Here is a 15,480-nt window from a genome sequence, read left to right as displayed (position 1 = left end):
ATGATTCTCCGAGATACTGGTAAAATCTTCGATAATTGGATTAGTTTAGAGATAAAAATGCGCGGACTTCTTATAAGCGAGTTAATAAAAAGAGATAAAAACAACTTAGACCTTATACGGTTAGTAGCCTCATTGTCGGTTATTGCCTATCATTCATTTGCTCTAAACCCGCAATGGGGAATAACTGACCCAGTAAAATATTTATTTGGTTACATGACAACAGGCGGCCTAGCGGTAAAGGTTTTTTTCTTTATAAGCGGCCTATTGGTAACTAATAGTTTGCTATCGCGAAACTCAATCATACACTTTATTGCCTCTCGTTCACTCAGGGTTTTCCCCGGACTGGCGTTTGTTGTAATAATAACGGCACTTTTAATAGGGCCGATATTTACAACAATATCTATTGCTGAATACTTTAAAACTAGCCAGCCGATAGTTTATGTCGTGAAAAATTTGCTATTAGATACCCAATACACCCTGCCTGGTGTTTTTGAGAAAAACAACTATGGAGTTAATGGCTCTTTATGGACGATTCATTACGAGGTGTTGGCATATATTATTTTGGCATTGCTTTATGTAACTAAAGCTGGAAGCTCAAGATTGATATCATCCCTACTATGCCTCATCGTAATCATAGAACCGATCACTCCATTCAAAGGGATTTTGTTTGCTGGATCAAGTAACAACGCAATCTATCTATTGGCACCATGCTTTGCACTTGGAGCACTACTAGCAATAAATAAAAATCATTTTCATACTAACATTTACATTCCTTTTATGTTTTTTGCCGCTCAATTCATATTTAACGATGAGCACTTCAGCTCTTTATTGCTATGTATATCTATATGCCTTATTTCACTTCACATTTCATCGATGAAATTAATTGTCGGTTTGCATTTAAAACATGACATATCATATGGTGTTTACTTATGGGGATTCCCCGTTCAGCAAATTATATCTCAAAATTTAAACCTTCAGCCGGTATTAAACATAGCGTTATCAATTCTACTGGCAATAATCATGGCATTTGCGTCTTGGTTTCTTGTTGAAAAACCAGCGATGCGGTTTGCAAAGAAAATCGTAGATAAGAAACCAAGACAATTATCAATTAAGAGTACTCACAAATAATCAGAACTCCTGGCGCTCCTGAGTAACCATTGATTGCGGCAGATGAGGGCTGGCGAGCATTGCCACCGCCACCGCTTCCATGTCCGCTACCGGCTGTCCCAGTCGATCCAGAACTCCCTGACCCCACCCCGCCGCCCCCAAATTGAGAGGGGGAGCCATCACCACCAACGGCGCCAGTAGAAGAGTTAAAGAACAAGCCGCTCCCCCCTCGACTGCCTCGTGAAGAAATTAAGTTCCCACCTGTGGGGGCAGCACCAGGAGCCCCGCCTACAGCAATGAAAGCTGAAGATGAAGAGCTCGTTGAAGAAACCCCTCCAAGCCCACCGGGCGCAGTTGCCAACAAACCAAACGTAGTGTCGCCGCCAGCGGTGCCAGAATTTCCACCGATACCTCCAGCTCCACCAGCACCAATATTTATCGCTACCGAATTACCGATACTTGAAATATCAAATTTGCCTCGGATGTACCCCCCTGAAGCACCACCCCCGCTTACAGAGGCATTGTCGCTACTTGTAGAAGAACACCCACCACCGCCGCCACCACCACCAACGGCCTCGACAATCACATATCGCGTTCCAGGTGTTGGCGTGTAAGTGCCTGATGCGGTGAAGCGCTGAATGCCAATCAGGCACCCGCCCATCGCCACTTTTAGCTTATCTACCAAGCCACTCACATCGCCATCATCCAGCACATCCTGCCCGGTTTTATCGGCGATAAACTGCCCCAGCACAGCGGCCATTGTCGAGCCCTGGCGCCATACTGTGTTGAGTTCCTCGGACTTCGCTACTCCCGAACTGAAGCCCGCCGAGCGCGCCGGCAGTGCCTGATAGTCAGCATTCGGTAAAACATTGGCGTTTGCCGCAGTGCCGAAGGATAAAAACTCGTTCTTAGCCATGTGTTGCTCCCAGCAGTGTTCCCCAGGCGCCCTTATCGAAGCCGGAGATAAATTCATTATCGATATCGAAGCCAAACAGCGGCCCCGACTCGGTGGTAATGGTGTAATTTTTGATGCGGACGGTTGACGGTTTGATGTCCAGATAACCCAGTTCGATTACTGCTTTCATTACCGGTGTAATGCGCTCGCCGGTGATGTAAACGGACATCGTCATGTCAAAGTTATCGACGGCGAAAATCTTCGTTTTTCCGTCTGGAAAAATAATCTGGTAGACGTCACTGAGCGTCTCCGTTGTGCCGTCCCAATGGTTAGCTGCTATCTTCGCCCGGATGATAGTTCGATAGGTGTCATCGTCCAGCTCAGTGAAGCCACCAGCATCGAACCGCCCTCGCCACAGTCCAGCATCAAATCCCAGCTCCTCATCATCCAGCGAGAAGTAAACACCGGTGATCGGCGTAGCAATCTTCCGCCCTATCCCTACCCACAAGCCGACGGCATCCAGTTGCACGCCCATGGCGGTGTCCAGGTCGAAATCGTCAATCAGCTTCGCTGTGGCGTTCTGCACGTCGATCAGGGGCTGTGTGATGAGGGAGATATGATCGTAAAATTTCGGCTTGTGCTTGTGATAGGACGTGATGAGCTTTTGGTATTTCGTTTCACTCATGGGATCACCACCACTTCGACATTCGCCGGCGCGCATGCGGCCACAGCGTTAAACCCGATCACGACGTTTGCCGGCGCCAGGCTGCCCGGAGAGGTGCCGATCTGCAGGTCGGTAATGTCGAACGTTGCGCTGTCCGCGCTGCCGTTCAGGTTGGCAGGCAGGAACAGGCGCGTCAGGTATACCGGATCGCCGATTTCGATTTCGTTGATGTATGCCGCGACAGCCGTTCTGATTTCCTCGCCGACCGCCGACGTGTAACCCTGCAGCGCTTTGATCTCGACGCGCGCGTAAATATCAACGCTGGTAGGGCGGAAGAAGCTGATCGGATGCACGATGCCGTATTTGTCGGTAACATCGATAGTGGTCGTGCCGTAGGTGCCGCCGCCTGGAGTTTTCTTTGTGGCGATGGTTTTAGCGATCGCCGCCGCGTCACCGCCGGCAACAACAAGCGAAATGCTGTGCGGCGGTAAGCCGTTGGCATCTTCTACGCTGGTGTCGTTCTCATAGCCACGGTAGCGCTCTACGCCGTCCAGTGTCGCTACGGCACCCATAATGCCATCCAGCACCGTCAGCGATGGGATAGCCACGGATTTCGACTGACGCTGACGCAGCTCCGCATCCGTCTCCACTTTTCGCCCAGCCGTGGCTGCTGCCGGGTTGGTTACCGACTGCCAGCCTCGCGTAGGGGTGCCGATCTCGGTAATGCTACCGGCAGGCGCCACGACTGCGCCATCAATCTGGCATGTCGCGGTCACTGTCACCGTACCATCGATGCCGATCACTACACTGGCAGGTAATGACCAGGTGATGCCGTTGCTGTCGCGCACTGTGCCGTTGGTGATCAGCGTGCCTACCTGTCCCACGATCCGCACATCAGCAGTGGAGCGTGACGCTGGCGTTACCGAGATGCCGTTAATTTTCACGTTGGAGGCCAAACCGCGTCCCTGCGCCGTTGCCGGGCTGAATGAGTTATACACGGCGATCGCTGTGTTGTTCGTGTCGTGGATGCCCAGCGCGTAAATAGCCAGCATCTGGCCGTCTTTGCTGTCAGGTTCCAGATAAACATCGTCACCGTAGATCTGTTGGAAATAACCGGTCAGCGTGTTGAGTATCGTCTGATAATCGGGCGCGCTGATCCCGCTCGCGGTCACCTTGGCCGCAAGCCCTAACGTATCGAGATTGAGCATTATGCCTCGCTGGTTACAGTCGTTTCGCCGTACAGCGTGTTGATGGTCGCGGTGAACGTCACGCGGCGCGTATCGGGGTTATATTCCGTGGTGAATCTGAGTATTTCGGTCACGCCCTGCGTGCCGAGGATCCGCTCGCGCACAGCCATGTTATATGCGGCTGATTTGTGCTTGCCGAGTATCGTCTCGCGATAAGGCGTGCCGTCGGTCACATCGAGAAACCATTCACCCGTCCACAGCTCAAAGCGTGTTTTCACCGCCTGTGCGACTGCCTCCGGGGTGTTCTCCAAAAAGGTGTTGTCACCCTGGCCGAAGGTGTAATCGCCGTTCTCGTCCTCTTTGCGGTACTTCACTCCGGGCCTCCTGTCTGGCCGCTGCCAGTTTCTACGCCGCCGTGTTTATGCGTCTGCAGGCTGACGCCGCCAGCCTTGACGTCGTTCGTCACGCTCACCGGCCCCAGCATCGTCGCCGTGCCGCCGTCTGCACCCATGCCCTGCGACAGGTTGCCGTTTATCGTCACGTTGCCATTGAGCACGATTTCTGGGGAATTGATCTCTGTGCCCCCCTGGGCGCTGGCGGTCAGTTTTCCTGACGTGGTGACGTTAACGGCATGACTGACTGGGTCGAGTTCGACAAATGCGGCGCCGTCGTCGGTGCGCAGCTGCGCGGTTGTAGTGCTGATACCGCTGATTTTATTCGCTTGCGACTGCGGGCCGATCAGAGCGAAAGCGTCCGCAAGATGGTGCTGGCGCTGGTCTACGGGTTCCTGCACCCCGCCGTTCTGCCACCAGTAATCGATGCAGCGGTCGGCGAAAACGACAAGGCACTCATCGCCGGCGGCCACGGGAAACGTCAGCGTGACGCCTCCACCGCGCGGGAACACGACAGGAACATCTACCAGCAGCGGCAGCGCCACCGATGACAAGGCGCCGTCAGATTGCCGCACAGAGGCTTTTACTGCCGGTTGGATCGTGGCAGTTACCGCGCCAGCGTCGAAAGACTGGATGATGCCCGGCATTGCCACCCGTAGGCTGGTGCTGAGCGAATCGGCTACGGCCTTCAGCACCAGCTCGGGAGAGTCCTGGCGTTCGTTATTGGTGATCATAGCGGCATAGCCCTCACGTTGGATTGGCTCAACAACCCCGCGCCGCCCTTGGCAATACAGATCATGTCCTGATACCAGGCATTCCCGCGCGTGTCGCCGTAATAGGCGATGTTCTTCACGATATAGTCACCGTCCATGTCCAGCACTGCCGGCTGCTGTATGGAGGCGCCCGCCGTGCTGCCGGTGGCGATCTCTTGGTTGGACAGGCCGACCTGGTTTATCGATTTGTTGTCGAGGCGGATCAGCGTGTCGAGTTGGATATTCGGGTTAATCAGGCATTTCACGTTGATGCCGCCGTTAATTGTTTGTTCAGGCATGCCGATCAGGCCCGTCTGCGCGTTCAGCACGATAGCATCGGCCAGATAGGCGTTTTCCGGCACCATCTGCAGGCGCCCGTTCTCATAGCGCCATGTTGCCTTGCACTGCGCCGCCAGGCTGGAAACTTCATCCCTGTGCATGCCGAACATCGGTTTACCGCGTGGTGCCTTGGTGGTGGCAAATTCCGGCGTAGCGCCTGCGACGATGTCGTAAACCCCGATCGGCTTCATCAGTGCGGTGTGTACGTCCTGCTGCGTGTACCCGGCTGCGAGCGTGGTGTTCATCACCGCGAAGTTATGCGCCTGGTCACTGTCCGCCGCCTGGATCACTGTATAGGTATCCGTGGGGTTCTCGCGCCCTCCATAGGTATATTGAACCTGCCCGGAGAATATCAGCCCGAAGTTATCCTGATAGCCGGCGACAAACTTAATCTGTGTGAATTCCTTTTGCCTTATCCGGCTACTGGTATTTCGATTCAGATTATAAATCTTGAAAATTCCTGTTGCTGGATAGCTTATATCCGGTCGGGTGATGCTAAAGCTGATTTTCAAGCCGGACAGTTCCAGACCGTCACCTGTATCGTTTGCCACGATCAGGCTGCATTTTCGCATCCAGTTAATAGTCATTTTTCACCCATAAAAAAGCCGCCTGTAGCGGCGGCGTCTATCTGACATAGCAAATGGTTACTTATGAAACTCTTTGCAATCATAAGTATTGATGAACTTCGGGGCGTCGAGATAGGTAATTAAAAGCTGGACATTAAGGAAAATACGCGAGCCTGTATTCACAAGCCTGAATCCATATGACCGGCCGTCACTGGCAGGCATTAAACTAAATTGTATCGTCCAATGGTTTTCGTCCGTGGTTTTCTCGATGATATTTCCTACTCGCTCACCGTTGGCAAAAAATCGGCCTTGAGGGTCTGATCGCAAATTCACTGGCCCGCACTGATATTGCGCCATAGCGGAAAAACTCACACCGATGAACGAAAGCAGGAAAATAATCCAACGAAGTTTACACATACCCATCCTTGTCATTCATAGTAAAAGTACAGGTGACATTCTATACCAAGATTGGAGACGGTAGGCGGCTCAAGAGTAGCCGGATCGGACATCACGAACAGCTGACCGCCAATCCCCAGATAACGATACTGCGCCAGCAGGTCGGCACCGGCCACCAGCGGGATCCCTTGGATAATCGGCGTTTTGTCGTTGCTGGCGATGTCTAACACCCATCCGGCTACGTCGCGCCACATCAGCGTGAGCTGGTATTGCACGCCGGCCAGCTGGATAGCGAACTGCTGTGATACCGGCGTAAGGGGGATTTCAACCAATGCCAAGGAAGCCTCCTGCAGACTTTAAAATGCTCTGCTGCTTTTCCGGTGTGGTCGGGTTTTTCAGCCCTGTGTTGCTCACGCCGCCGGTGTCCTGGGGCGATTGCATGTTTTCCGCCGGCGTGGTCGTCACCTTCTGCGTTTCGGTGATGATGAGTTCGCGAAGGGTGAGCGTCGTCATCAGCACGTTCTCGCTGGTTTTATCGGTCAGCACCTCAATAGCGCGGATCAGCATGTTCTGATACTGCCGCTTTCCGGTGGTCACGGCAAAAGGCACTTTGCTTTTTTTCAGCTCCAGCAGCTGCTGATAGACGTCCGCCGGGCTGGTGCCCAGCGATAAACCGGTACTAACGTTAAAAATCTCCGTCGTGTCGATTCCGTCTATCAGCGATCCGTCGCTGGCAAACCCCAGCTCCATCGTCACCTCAGCTGGGCGATCATACGCATGGTCACTTGTCGGTGCGCCGAGCTCCACGGGGTGCTCGGTGATTTCCGTCGCGTCCATGTGCTTCTCGCTGATTGCCACACTCGGCACGATAATTCCGATGCGGCGCCGCTGCTGTGAGAACAGCACAGATAAAATATCCATCAGCCCACCTGTGTTTGCATGTTGCGTGTCTGCCGGCGGTAAACGCCCTCAACCGCATCACCGGTAAGGCGCGCCGTTTCGCGTGGATCACCGCCGCCCTGCACGTTGATGTTGAACACGGAGCTATTCGAGCCACCAGCGCCAACGGCTGATTGAGCCGCCTTCAGCACCATTTCTGGCGCGTAAGGATTTTTGCCGTTCTCAATCTGCGTGATGCCATTCATCAGCGTTGCCAGCACCTGTGGATCCTGAATATTCAGCGAGTCACCCCGACCAACGCCGAGCATTTTGCTCAGCTTGTTGATATAGGCCTGGGTGTTGTTCTCGCTGGCCGGCGCAAAGCGGCTGATGATGTCCTCTACAGATTGCAGCTTCTGATAACCTGCGGCCTTTGACGTCCCGTTGTAGTACGCCTTGATCTGCTTACCCAGCGCCGCGAACCCTTCAAAAGCAGAATTGAAGCGAGCAAAGCGGGGTGTGGCGTGATCTTCCAGCATCGCGCCGTTCTGGCCGACGTAGTTCAGGTTGCCGGGATTGTTGTTACGGATGCCGCGCGGCTCATTGGCACCTGAGAACTGACCGCGTATCCACTGCCCAACGCTGCGCGGGTCAAAGCCTGTTTTGTCCTTCACCCAATCGGCGGCACTGTTCGCGCTGTCGGTGACAGCAGGCAACGCGTCAGGATTTCCCTGCCCCTGGCTAAGCAACGCCTTGCCAAGTCTGCCTACCTCGCTCCAGTTCCCATCCTTCAGCGCGTTGATGAGATCGCCGATCATCGTCATCATCTTGCCGAACTCGCCGAATTGCTTCGTTAAGTCGGCAATATCACCTTTCAGCGACCAGCTTTTCAGATCGATGTTCAGCAGCTTGGCAATTTCTTGCCCGACGCTGAATATGGAATCCCGAAGCTCTTTCATGCCCTTCATCGCGGCATCGATTTCAGGCTTCCATTTCCCCCAGTTAATCAGGCTGTCGCCGCCTTCTTTCCAGACCTGATAATCGTCATAGAGCGCTACAAGCGCAGCAATGAGCGCCGTGACCATGCCGATCGGGGAAGTGAGAAATGCGCTATTCAGCATGCGCCAGGCCAACAGCAGGCCGCCCAGCACCTTAATCAGCCCCTTGGTTGTATCATCCAGTCGATCCCACCACCTCATGAGATCGCCGGCGCCCTGCACGCCCCGATAAACCAGCGTCATGATGCTATCGGCCAGCGAAAGCACCTTTTTCAGCACGGCAGTGATCGTCCCCTCTATCTTGGGGAAGTTGAGCAGGATATTTTTGCGGAAGCTTTCGAGATTCCCGGCCAGGCCGCCGGCAAGATTACCGCCAATTTTATCGCGCATGATGCCGAACAGATTCACAAGACCGCGCATTTGGGTCATGAACTTGTTCGACTGCTCCGCTGCTTTCTGCGAATCGAACCCCGTCGCCTGCAGCATGCTCTGATAATCAGAAGTGAATCCCTTCACACCACGCCGCATTGCCAGCAACGTGCTTTCGTCAATGCCGAGGATCTGCGCATACTGGTTGGCGCGGTAGTACGGCATTTTCGCCAGCTTGTCGCCGACCAGCGTCACCAGTTGGGCAGTGTCACGCAGATTGCCGGCCGCATCTCGCGTCTGAATGCCCAGATTACGCAGGAATCCCTCTGCGCCTGGCGTCGAACGGAGGAAGCGCGCCAAGTTATCCAGCGTGCCGTTGAACCCCTCCACGCTGCCGCCCGCCTGGCTGAAGGCGTATCCGATAGCCCTGATATTGTTCGCCGTCGCGCCGGTGCGCTGAGACTGCCAATAGAGACGGTCGAGGCCGCTGGCGATTTTGGTCGTGAACCCGACGACGGTCAGCGCGGCCGCTTCGACCGCAGCGCCCATCTTGACCGCATTCATCGTGACGCCGGAAACCACCGATTCGAACTTGCGGCCGCCGGCCTCGTCGATGTCGAACCCCAGCGAGATCAGGAAGTCCTTGATGGTTTCAGCGTTCATTTTCTGCCTGCCATTTTTTTATCAGGTAATTATTTTCCGCCTCGACATCAAGCGACTCATTCATCAGCGCAATATCAGCCAGTGACAGCGTGCCGTCTTTAAGCGACTCATAGCTGCACATGCGGGCATGTACCGGGCGCAGCAGATAACTGCGCTCCTTTGCCAGCGATTCAAGCGCTAAGCTGATTCCTGGGCCTCGCTGTTGTCGCTCACGGGGAGTGCGGGAAAAAAATCACCGAGGGAGTCCCGAACCACGTTGCCGACGATTTTCACCAGATCCAGTCCGTTGAGGTCATCGAACATCATCACGCGCTGACTTGGCTCGTAGATTTTTGACCACGTCTTACCCTGCTTGCGCTGTACCACAGACAGGCACGCATGGTTGATCTCCGCTCGCCCTTCCCGGCTCAGTTGGCCGATGGCTTTCACCACCAGCGGGATGATTTCCTCGAACAGGCGGTTTTTATCCTCCTGCAGCGACTTCCCATTACCGGCCATGACGTCTTTCAGCAAAGGGATAAGGCCGGATAAAACCGGCGCCAACGCGATAGCTACATCCTGCTGAGCAAACGCGTCAAGTTTGGCCGCGCTGTACTGCTGGCCCTTAATTTCAAATTCCATGCATTACTCCTTAGAACGTGCCGAGCAGTTGATCGACCAGGCCGGCGTCAAATACCCAGGACACAGTCCCGCCGTCTTTGGCGTTCTGCCAGTCTGGTTGCTTCTGAAACGCGACCGAGCGCGCGGTGCAAACGTCGTTGCTGGCGCTGTTGCGCAGCACGATAACGTTATTTCCCCAGGTAGCGGACGACAGCGACTGCGCGTTATATAACGCACTCAGCTTGGCATTGGTTGGTGAGGTCTTGAGCAGCGTCACTGTGATCGTGCCACCCTTACCGGCGTGCAAGCTGTGCATCACAGAACCGTCCGCACCGGTGGTCATGGTGTTCTTCGCTTCAACCATTGTGACAGTTACGCCCTCTTCGGCGTTGCCCGAGCCATAACCCAGATCGAACGCACCACCGGGGCCGACGATAGAGGCGGAAAAATCCAAAAAGCTGTAAGTAGACATTCCCCGGCTCCTTAGCGGTTAACGTTGATGATGACGTCGGCGAAGTGAACAGCGCCGGCCAGTTTAATAGCGCACTGGATCACAGGCGCTTTACGCGCCTCACGGTCTGCCTGTGCCTGGCTGGCGATAGGCGGCGCGTAGGTGTAATAACCCGTGGTGAGCGTGTCACCGGTCGCCAGGTTGCCGATTGGGTCGCCATTCCATACACCCGGCGCCATCAGGCCGTTAGTGACGCCCTGCTCAAGCGAGCCGTTGACGCTGGTCAGCAAGCGCGTGATGCCCGGATCGGTCTGCGGCACTTTGGTTGTGCTGGTATAGAGCACGTTGTAGAGGTTGTTCTGCACGTAGTTCTGCAGCCAGTCCAGGCCGTGGCGCTCATCGAAGAAATCGCCGTTGCACATCAGGCCTTCCTGGATGATCGCCGTGTCGTTGTCGTAGTTGACGAACACGTTGCAGTTTTTCGCCGTCAGCGTCTTGGCCTGCGTCTGTGTCAGCGTTTCCGCCGCAATGCCTGGCTGCTGCTTGAATTTCAGCGTGATCGTGGTGTTGTTGCCGAGGAAATTCACGGTAAACGCACGCCCGAAGATGGACGCCGACGCATACGGGCTCGCGCTGGAATACTGAATGAAGGTGCGGCCGTATTTGGCGTTTTTCAGCTTGCTGGCGATGTCGTTCTCGTTATCCAGATCCAGCACGCCGGTGTTTTGCGTGGTGTAACCGAAGATGCGGGAAACGTCATCGGACTGGATAAAGGCCGCCACGCTGATCACATCGTCATCGCTCAGGGACGTGTCGGCGATCTGCAGGCCATACCAGCCGGTAGACATGTCGGCCAGTTTGTAGATGCAGGACTGAATATTTTCAGCAGCCGCACGCGGGATAGCCAGCGCGCCGGCGTTCTGCACCGCCCCCATCATTGCCGAGATGTCCGTTCCTGCCGTATTAGCCGAACCATACCCCACCGCCGACGATGCGCCGGTCGATTTTGAGGTGATGATAAATCGGCTGTTCACTGCGTCCCACGTCACATTAGCTGTGGTCAGCTTCTCTGCAATCCGCGCGGCCACGCCATTCAGGTTGGTTTCTGCTGAGAAGTCCACGGCGGTGATCGTCTTGTTGGTGCCGTCGATGCTGATTTTCATCGCGCCATCGGTCACCGAGGCCCAGGTGCTGATCGCCTGCTGCGCCGGCGTCAGGATGGCACAGCGCAACAGCGCCGCCTGGTCTTCTTTAATCCAGCGGCCGATGTACAGCGTGCGCGGCTGCGGCGTCTGCTGGAAATACAGGTTAGCGGCCTTGTACTCTGGCGCCTCCATGCCGAAATCTGCGCCGACGTCGGTAATGCCTGAATAGCTGCGCATGCGCTGACTGCCGTCAATGACATCAGAGCCACCGACGATCAGCAGCGCGCCGAAATTGCGCCCCTGTGCAGCGCGCAGCGCCATATTCACCGTCACATTGACGATGTTCGATACAGGTAAGCCCTGTGACATAGATTATTCTCCGAAGAATTGAACCGGTGCTTCCACCAGCGATTTGATGCCGTACTCGCGGATCACTTTGCGACGCAGGCGCACGGCGATGTCATACCGTCGCACCCACTGGTTGTTGATGAGTTCTGGAAGGTTGAATATCCGCCCGCAGTCGAGCAGGGTCAGATCGATGTTTTTCAGCTCGTCATTGTTCTGCGAGACAAACAGGCCATCACGGAAACGGGTTGCTACCGTCATTCCCTGCGGGCCATAGAAGCACACCAGAATATCGATGGTTTCGTGCGACCACTGTTCGGATCTTTCATCGCCCTGGATATACGCGGGGTTGGCATCTTCCTGTACGCCGGTAATGCCGAAGGCGCACCAGGTGGTGCCGTTTTTCGGTATCTGTGGTTGTGGGTCAGTCCAGCGCGGGTAAACATCTCCCTTGTCCATGCCGGTAACGCCGCGAATCCACCGACTAAGCTGGCGTTCCAGCGCTTCGTCGTAGGTTGGCCCATCGCTGACCGGCGTCAGGTATCCGGGCGCTGTGCTGTCGTTACTCAACGGGTGATCCTCCGTCAAACTCCATCAGCTCACAGTGTGCCTGAACGAACCCCGCGCCATACGCCGTGTACGGGTCAACAAACGTCACGCGGTACTTCCTGCCCCGATAGGTCACGACATCCGCATCAAGGCCAGGCTGGCCCTGTGTGAGCCGAAATTGCGTCACGATAAGAATGGCGCCGTTGATGTTCTGGCCGGCGGCCATACGTCGCGCTTCCAGTGAGCGGTCAACGGTCACCACACCGGAGAAAGGAGCATCCTGCTGAGTGTTGGTCGTGAAGTTGTCACCGTCCCGGCTCTGAATCTGCCGATGGCAAACCAACGTCGTATCGACAAAATCAGGATCCAGCAGTACCTCGGTCACGTCGAGAAGCGGCATTATTTACTCCTTACCACGTAAGTGATTGAGCGCAGCAGATAGCCGTGAGCATAGAGCGGCTTGTCGCCGGGAATGCCTTTGGCACGCCGGTTAGCCTTCGTCATCTCAGAGAGAGGGTGAAGCCTGTCACCGGCACCAATGACCGCCTTGGCGCCATCCCGCGCAATCTGTCCAGCGCTTTCAAGCTCCCGCTGCGCCGCCTCTGTTTTGCCGTTCAGCGCAGCCACGGCGGCCGCCTTCAGGTGCTCAGTGGTTCGCGGCTTGGTGTCCTCGATCCCCATATCCAGAAACGGGCGCGGTGGCAGCGTGACGGTTTGGCCGCCAAGCTGCACCGTGGCTCCGGTAGATTGCAGATAGCCTATCTCCGCGTTGTTCAGGCTCTCGCCATCTTCCCGCGTTGCGTTAGCCTCTGGGATGCCCACCAGCACATCCATTTTTGAAAGCGAGCGCAAAGACGACAGCACCGTTTCGGCATTGTCCTTCCTGACCTTGAGCCCGCTTTTCACAGGATTTGCCTCCCGCCCGCACCGAACATCGACCACCACCAGAAGAACTCACGCCCGTAGGCGGTGTTATTCCAGAAGCCGGCATCGGGATTGATTACCCCAGACACGTCATAACTGACGCTCACCTTATCGACCGATTTGGATGTCGCCACACCGGCCGATCCGTTGCTGTTCACCAGTCCCAGCCCAGAACCAGCCAGCGCGCGGCCGCGCAGTTCCGTGTAATGCGCCGTGAAAAGCTCAGCGAGATACACGAACTGATCGCCCAGCACGTCTTGATTGAGGATGGTGTCAGCCTGACCGAGATAGAAATTTACAGCAGCGTCCGGGTAGCGGGTCTTGTCGGCAAACTCAGGAAAGTCAGCGCGGAATTTCTCATTTGTTGGCAGTAGGCTGTTTTTTGGCATTGTCAGTCACCTTTGCCGCTTCCAGTTGCTTCTGCAGATCGGCGATAGTGGCTACGTGCTCGTCAATGGTCTTGGCGTGCGCGTCACGCTGTCCTGTCAGCTCGGTTACCTTGCCCTGCTCAACTTCCAGCTGCTTCTGCAGATCGATAACCTGGTCTTCCAGTGAAGCCACGCGCAGAGACAATTCGCCGTCCTGCTGCTCCTGCTGCAAATCCGATTCAGACAACGGTTTAGCATGGTGGGTGAATGCCCAGTGCTTTTTAACGTGATCGGGGAAGCTGTCGTGAATGCCCGGCGTCAGTTCATGGCGACTGCCATCAGCAAAGCTGAGAGACGCGGCCGAAGATACGATGTATTTCATTTCGTTGCTCCATGAAAGGCGGGTTACCCCGCCATCAGTTATCAGGCCGCCGGCACGTCGAGGTAGGCGATGGTATTGGAATAAGGCGTTTCCACCTGGCCCAGTTTGCCGTAGTACACGGTGAGCTGTTGCATGCCGCGATACTCAAGCGGAGTGCTCAGTAGTGGCACCATTGGGAAGCGTACAAATTTCTCGTCCTGGGTGTATGCGACGATACGATGCGCGCCACCAGCGCCACGTTTGGAAGCCCACTTCATGGAGACGATTTCCAGCGGCTCGCCGTTCTCCTGGAAAGCGATGGTGTTGATCTTCACGTACTCCAGCACCGAGATGTTGCCCGCGGAGGAAACCTTCTTGCTTGCCAGCAGGCCGAACAGTTCCGGCGCCAGGCCGATTTTTGCCGGGCATACCGCGTAACCAGAACGCACCCAGCCGTCGGTCAGCACCAGGTTGATGTCCTGCACGATCACGTCAGGATCGGTTGTTGCCGTCCACGCTGCAGAAGCTGCGATCGGCGTTACGGATGGAAGATTGAGCAGGCCAGACACACCCAGCTCAGAATCGCCGACGTATACCTGTTCGTCGGTGTCCATATTCCACTTCAGCTTCATACCTTCGTACTTCTGTACGTCGATAGGACGCCCCACCTGTTGAGCGGATGCCAGTTCCAGCACTGTCCAGCCTACTTCCTGCGCCCACGGGGTCAGGTTGTTACGGGTTGGCAGAATATCCAGTTCAATACCCGGAATAGCTGTAGCCTTCTTACCCAGCCAGTTTTTGCCGGTAGGGTTAGGGCCGCCGACGCTGGCGAAATCGGTATTGGTGAAGGATGACACTTCATCAGCGATGGAGATGTCGCTGCGCAGCGGCATATCGCGCGTCCATTTCACAGACGTCAGCGGCATGTTCAGCGTCTGATCCATGCGCTCCAGTTCGCCGACGAGGAAAACGCCGGAGGAGTCGATGGTAGCTCGGTCAATAGTAAACATTCAGTGTTCCTCAGATGTTGAAGGCAATTTCGACACGGCCATCGGCTTCGCCTGGCCCCATTAATTCTGCACTTACCAGCTGAGGCGTATTCTCGGCGGTGGCGTCTGGTGTCAGCACGAAAGTGCCTACCGGACTGCCGGCAGTACCACCAGCGACGCGAACATAAATCGGGTCGCCTTTCTTGGCGCTAGGCGCGGTGCCGGCAGTTACCTTGACGCAGATATAGCCGCGCTTCAGGTTGTCGCCCACCTGGTTCGCGTTAACACCCAGGTAAGCCAAATCGGCATAGGAGGTGATTGGATACGGACGAACCAGGACCCCCTTCACTTTGTCGATGGTGTCGCCGGACTCAAGCGGCACAAACTTGTCGTTAACGTACTTACCGGCCAGACCGTAGGAAGCGAATTGCTTCTGGTGATCGAGGGTTACCGGCTCAATGGTGAGATCGCGGGGACGCGTCACAGCCCCGGCAATGCCCATAGGCATACGGGTTAAATAAGCATTTCCAGCCATGATGAT

The 15,480-nt window shown here is 55.4% G+C and carries 22 protein-coding genes; 1 reads left to right on the top strand and 21 read right to left on the bottom strand.

The window, feature by feature from the left end; translation table 11 throughout:
- Complete coding sequence (locus WA302_RS01800) at nucleotides 1-1,128, top strand: acyltransferase family protein (protein ID WP_336062502.1); 1,128 nt, start codon at nucleotides 1-3, stop codon at nucleotides 1,126-1,128.
- Here the strand turns inward: WA302_RS01800 and WA302_RS01795 are convergent.
- Genes WA302_RS01795 through WA302_RS01695 form a run of 21 tightly spaced genes read right to left on the bottom strand, consistent with a single transcriptional unit; the run spans nucleotide 1,109 to nucleotide 15,474 of the window.
- A complete protein-coding gene (locus WA302_RS01795; protein ID WP_336062501.1) occupies nucleotides 1,109-2,023 on the bottom strand; it encodes a glycine-rich domain-containing protein in 915 nt (304 codons plus the stop codon). The two genes, WA302_RS01800 and WA302_RS01795, sit on opposite strands and share 20 nt — an antisense overlap.
- On the bottom strand, nucleotides 2,016-2,687 hold the full coding sequence (locus tag WA302_RS01790; protein ID WP_336062499.1) for a DUF2612 domain-containing protein: 672 nt from the start codon (nucleotides 2,685-2,687) through the stop codon (nucleotides 2,016-2,018). The genes WA302_RS01795 and WA302_RS01790 overlap by 8 nt, the downstream gene beginning before the upstream one ends.
- Nucleotides 2,684-3,877, bottom strand: coding sequence for a baseplate J/gp47 family protein (locus WA302_RS01785; protein WP_336063435.1), 1,194 nt, complete (start codon nucleotides 3,875-3,877; stop codon nucleotides 2,684-2,686). Before WA302_RS01785 ends, WA302_RS01790 begins: the two co-directional genes overlap by 4 nt.
- Complete coding sequence (locus WA302_RS01780; protein WP_336062497.1) at nucleotides 3,874-4,227, bottom strand: hypothetical protein; 354 nt, start codon at nucleotides 4,225-4,227, stop codon at nucleotides 3,874-3,876. The genes WA302_RS01785 and WA302_RS01780 overlap by 4 nt, the downstream gene beginning before the upstream one ends.
- A complete protein-coding gene (locus WA302_RS01775) occupies nucleotides 4,224-4,979 on the bottom strand; it encodes a Gp138 family membrane-puncturing spike protein (RefSeq protein ID WP_336062495.1) in 756 nt (251 codons plus the stop codon). Before WA302_RS01775 ends, WA302_RS01780 begins: the two co-directional genes overlap by 4 nt.
- Nucleotides 4,976-5,923, bottom strand: coding sequence for a phage protein (locus WA302_RS01770; protein ID WP_336062493.1), 948 nt, complete (start codon nucleotides 5,921-5,923; stop codon nucleotides 4,976-4,978). Before WA302_RS01770 ends, WA302_RS01775 begins: the two co-directional genes overlap by 4 nt.
- 57 nt (nucleotides 5,924-5,980) lie before the next feature.
- Entirely contained in the window at nucleotides 5,981-6,319 is a 339-nt protein-coding gene (locus tag WA302_RS01765; protein ID WP_060559283.1) for a hypothetical protein, read from the bottom strand.
- 11 nt (nucleotides 6,320-6,330) lie between these two features.
- On the bottom strand, nucleotides 6,331-6,636 hold the full coding sequence (locus WA302_RS01760; RefSeq protein ID WP_099032755.1) for a phage baseplate plug family protein: 306 nt from the start codon (nucleotides 6,634-6,636) through the stop codon (nucleotides 6,331-6,333).
- Complete coding sequence (locus WA302_RS01755) at nucleotides 6,623-7,219, bottom strand: phage baseplate protein (protein ID WP_336062489.1); 597 nt, start codon at nucleotides 7,217-7,219, stop codon at nucleotides 6,623-6,625. The genes WA302_RS01760 and WA302_RS01755 overlap by 14 nt, the downstream gene beginning before the upstream one ends.
- Complete coding sequence (locus WA302_RS01750; RefSeq protein WP_336062487.1) at nucleotides 7,219-9,207, bottom strand: lytic transglycosylase; 1,989 nt, start codon at nucleotides 9,205-9,207, stop codon at nucleotides 7,219-7,221. Before WA302_RS01750 ends, WA302_RS01755 begins: the two co-directional genes overlap by 1 nt.
- Nucleotides 9,197-9,328 carry a DUF6889 family protein gene (locus WA302_RS01745; protein WP_373681455.1) on the bottom strand — a complete coding sequence of 44 codons (132 nt, stop codon included), beginning with the start codon at nucleotides 9,326-9,328 and terminating at the stop codon, nucleotides 9,197-9,199. Before WA302_RS01745 ends, WA302_RS01750 begins: the two co-directional genes overlap by 11 nt.
- Nucleotides 9,329-9,384: 56 nt before the next feature.
- Nucleotides 9,385-9,828: a phage tail assembly chaperone gene (locus WA302_RS01740; protein ID WP_336062485.1), complete on the bottom strand. Its 444-nt coding sequence runs from the start codon at nucleotides 9,826-9,828 to the stop codon at nucleotides 9,385-9,387.
- A 10-nt stretch (nucleotides 9,829-9,838) separates the two neighbouring features.
- On the bottom strand, nucleotides 9,839-10,279 hold the full coding sequence (locus tag WA302_RS01735; RefSeq protein ID WP_197800887.1) for a DUF3277 family protein: 441 nt from the start codon (nucleotides 10,277-10,279) through the stop codon (nucleotides 9,839-9,841).
- Between the two features lie 11 nt (nucleotides 10,280-10,290).
- On the bottom strand, nucleotides 10,291-11,772 hold the full coding sequence (locus WA302_RS01730) for a DUF3383 domain-containing protein (protein WP_336062483.1): 1,482 nt from the start codon (nucleotides 11,770-11,772) through the stop codon (nucleotides 10,291-10,293).
- A 3-nt stretch (nucleotides 11,773-11,775) separates the two neighbouring features.
- On the bottom strand, nucleotides 11,776-12,318 hold the full coding sequence (locus WA302_RS01725; RefSeq protein ID WP_443018042.1) for a phage neck terminator protein: 543 nt from the start codon (nucleotides 12,316-12,318) through the stop codon (nucleotides 11,776-11,778).
- Nucleotides 12,311-12,697, bottom strand: coding sequence for a head-tail adaptor (locus tag WA302_RS01720; RefSeq protein ID WP_336062482.1), 387 nt, complete (start codon nucleotides 12,695-12,697; stop codon nucleotides 12,311-12,313). The genes WA302_RS01725 and WA302_RS01720 overlap by 8 nt, the downstream gene beginning before the upstream one ends.
- Nucleotides 12,697-13,203: a hypothetical protein gene (locus WA302_RS01715; protein ID WP_336062480.1), complete on the bottom strand. Its 507-nt coding sequence runs from the start codon at nucleotides 13,201-13,203 to the stop codon at nucleotides 12,697-12,699. Before WA302_RS01715 ends, WA302_RS01720 begins: the two co-directional genes overlap by 1 nt.
- On the bottom strand, nucleotides 13,200-13,610 hold the full coding sequence (locus WA302_RS01710) for a DUF4054 domain-containing protein (protein WP_151391813.1): 411 nt from the start codon (nucleotides 13,608-13,610) through the stop codon (nucleotides 13,200-13,202). Before WA302_RS01710 ends, WA302_RS01715 begins: the two co-directional genes overlap by 4 nt.
- On the bottom strand, nucleotides 13,579-13,971 hold the full coding sequence (locus WA302_RS01705; RefSeq protein WP_336062477.1) for an STY1053 family phage-associated protein: 393 nt from the start codon (nucleotides 13,969-13,971) through the stop codon (nucleotides 13,579-13,581). Before WA302_RS01705 ends, WA302_RS01710 begins: the two co-directional genes overlap by 32 nt.
- Before the next feature lie 41 nt (nucleotides 13,972-14,012).
- Nucleotides 14,013-14,960, bottom strand: coding sequence for a DUF2184 domain-containing protein (locus WA302_RS01700; RefSeq protein WP_201884206.1), 948 nt, complete (start codon nucleotides 14,958-14,960; stop codon nucleotides 14,013-14,015).
- Between the two features lie 10 nt (nucleotides 14,961-14,970).
- On the bottom strand, nucleotides 14,971-15,474 hold the full coding sequence (locus tag WA302_RS01695; RefSeq protein ID WP_336062473.1) for a structural cement protein Gp24: 504 nt from the start codon (nucleotides 15,472-15,474) through the stop codon (nucleotides 14,971-14,973).
- Nucleotides 15,475-15,480 lie beyond the last annotated feature (6 nt).

Origin of the sequence: Serratia sp. 201 (assembly GCF_037027545.1) — a bacterium.
In the GTDB taxonomy this organism is placed as follows: Bacteria; Pseudomonadota; Gammaproteobacteria; order Enterobacterales; family Enterobacteriaceae; genus Serratia; species Serratia bockelmannii.
Note: the sequence above shows the minus strand (reverse complement) of the source record. Positions and strands in the feature narration are given on the sequence as shown.

What these genes read in the sequence shown, in the direction of transcription:
- WA302_RS01770 (WP_336062493.1), bottom strand. Translation starts at nt 5,923, where the DNA reads ATGACTATTAACTGGATGCGAAAATGCAGCCTGATCGTGGCAAACGAT.
- WA302_RS01745 (WP_373681455.1), bottom strand. Translation starts at nt 9,328, where the DNA reads ATGTGCAGCTATGAGTCGCTTAAAGACGGCACGCTGTCACTGGCTGAT.
- WA302_RS01735 (WP_197800887.1), bottom strand. Translation starts at nt 10,279, where the DNA reads ATGTCTACTTACAGCTTTTTGGATTTTTCCGCCTCTATCGTCGGCCCC.
- WA302_RS01740 (WP_336062485.1), bottom strand. Translation starts at nt 9,828, where the DNA reads ATGGAATTTGAAATTAAGGGCCAGCAGTACAGCGCGGCCAAACTTGAC.
- WA302_RS01795 (WP_336062501.1), bottom strand. Translation starts at nt 2,023, where the DNA reads ATGGCTAAGAACGAGTTTTTATCCTTCGGCACTGCGGCAAACGCCAAT.
- WA302_RS01790 (WP_336062499.1), bottom strand. Translation starts at nt 2,687, where the DNA reads ATGAGTGAAACGAAATACCAAAAGCTCATCACGTCCTATCACAAGCAC.
- WA302_RS01765 (WP_060559283.1), bottom strand. Translation starts at nt 6,319, where the DNA reads ATGTGTAAACTTCGTTGGATTATTTTCCTGCTTTCGTTCATCGGTGTG.
- WA302_RS01710 (WP_151391813.1), bottom strand. Translation starts at nt 13,610, where the DNA reads ATGCCAAAAAACAGCCTACTGCCAACAAATGAGAAATTCCGCGCTGAC.
- WA302_RS01720 (WP_336062482.1), bottom strand. Translation starts at nt 12,697, where the DNA reads ATGCCGCTTCTCGACGTGACCGAGGTACTGCTGGATCCTGATTTTGTC.
- WA302_RS01730 (WP_336062483.1), bottom strand. Translation starts at nt 11,772, where the DNA reads ATGTCACAGGGCTTACCTGTATCGAACATCGTCAATGTGACGGTGAAT.
- WA302_RS01700 (WP_201884206.1), bottom strand. Translation starts at nt 14,960, where the DNA reads ATGTTTACTATTGACCGAGCTACCATCGACTCCTCCGGCGTTTTCCTC.
- WA302_RS01750 (WP_336062487.1), bottom strand. Translation starts at nt 9,207, where the DNA reads ATGAACGCTGAAACCATCAAGGACTTCCTGATCTCGCTGGGGTTCGAC.
- WA302_RS01695 (WP_336062473.1), bottom strand. Translation starts at nt 15,474, where the DNA reads ATGGCTGGAAATGCTTATTTAACCCGTATGCCTATGGGCATTGCCGGG.
- WA302_RS01775 (WP_336062495.1), bottom strand. Translation starts at nt 4,979, where the DNA reads ATGATCACCAATAACGAACGCCAGGACTCTCCCGAGCTGGTGCTGAAG.
- WA302_RS01800 (WP_336062502.1), top strand. Translation starts at nt 1, where the DNA reads ATGATTCTCCGAGATACTGGTAAAATCTTCGATAATTGGATTAGTTTA.
- WA302_RS01755 (WP_336062489.1), bottom strand. Translation starts at nt 7,219, where the DNA reads ATGGATATTTTATCTGTGCTGTTCTCACAGCAGCGGCGCCGCATCGGA.
- WA302_RS01705 (WP_336062477.1), bottom strand. Translation starts at nt 13,971, where the DNA reads ATGAAATACATCGTATCTTCGGCCGCGTCTCTCAGCTTTGCTGATGGC.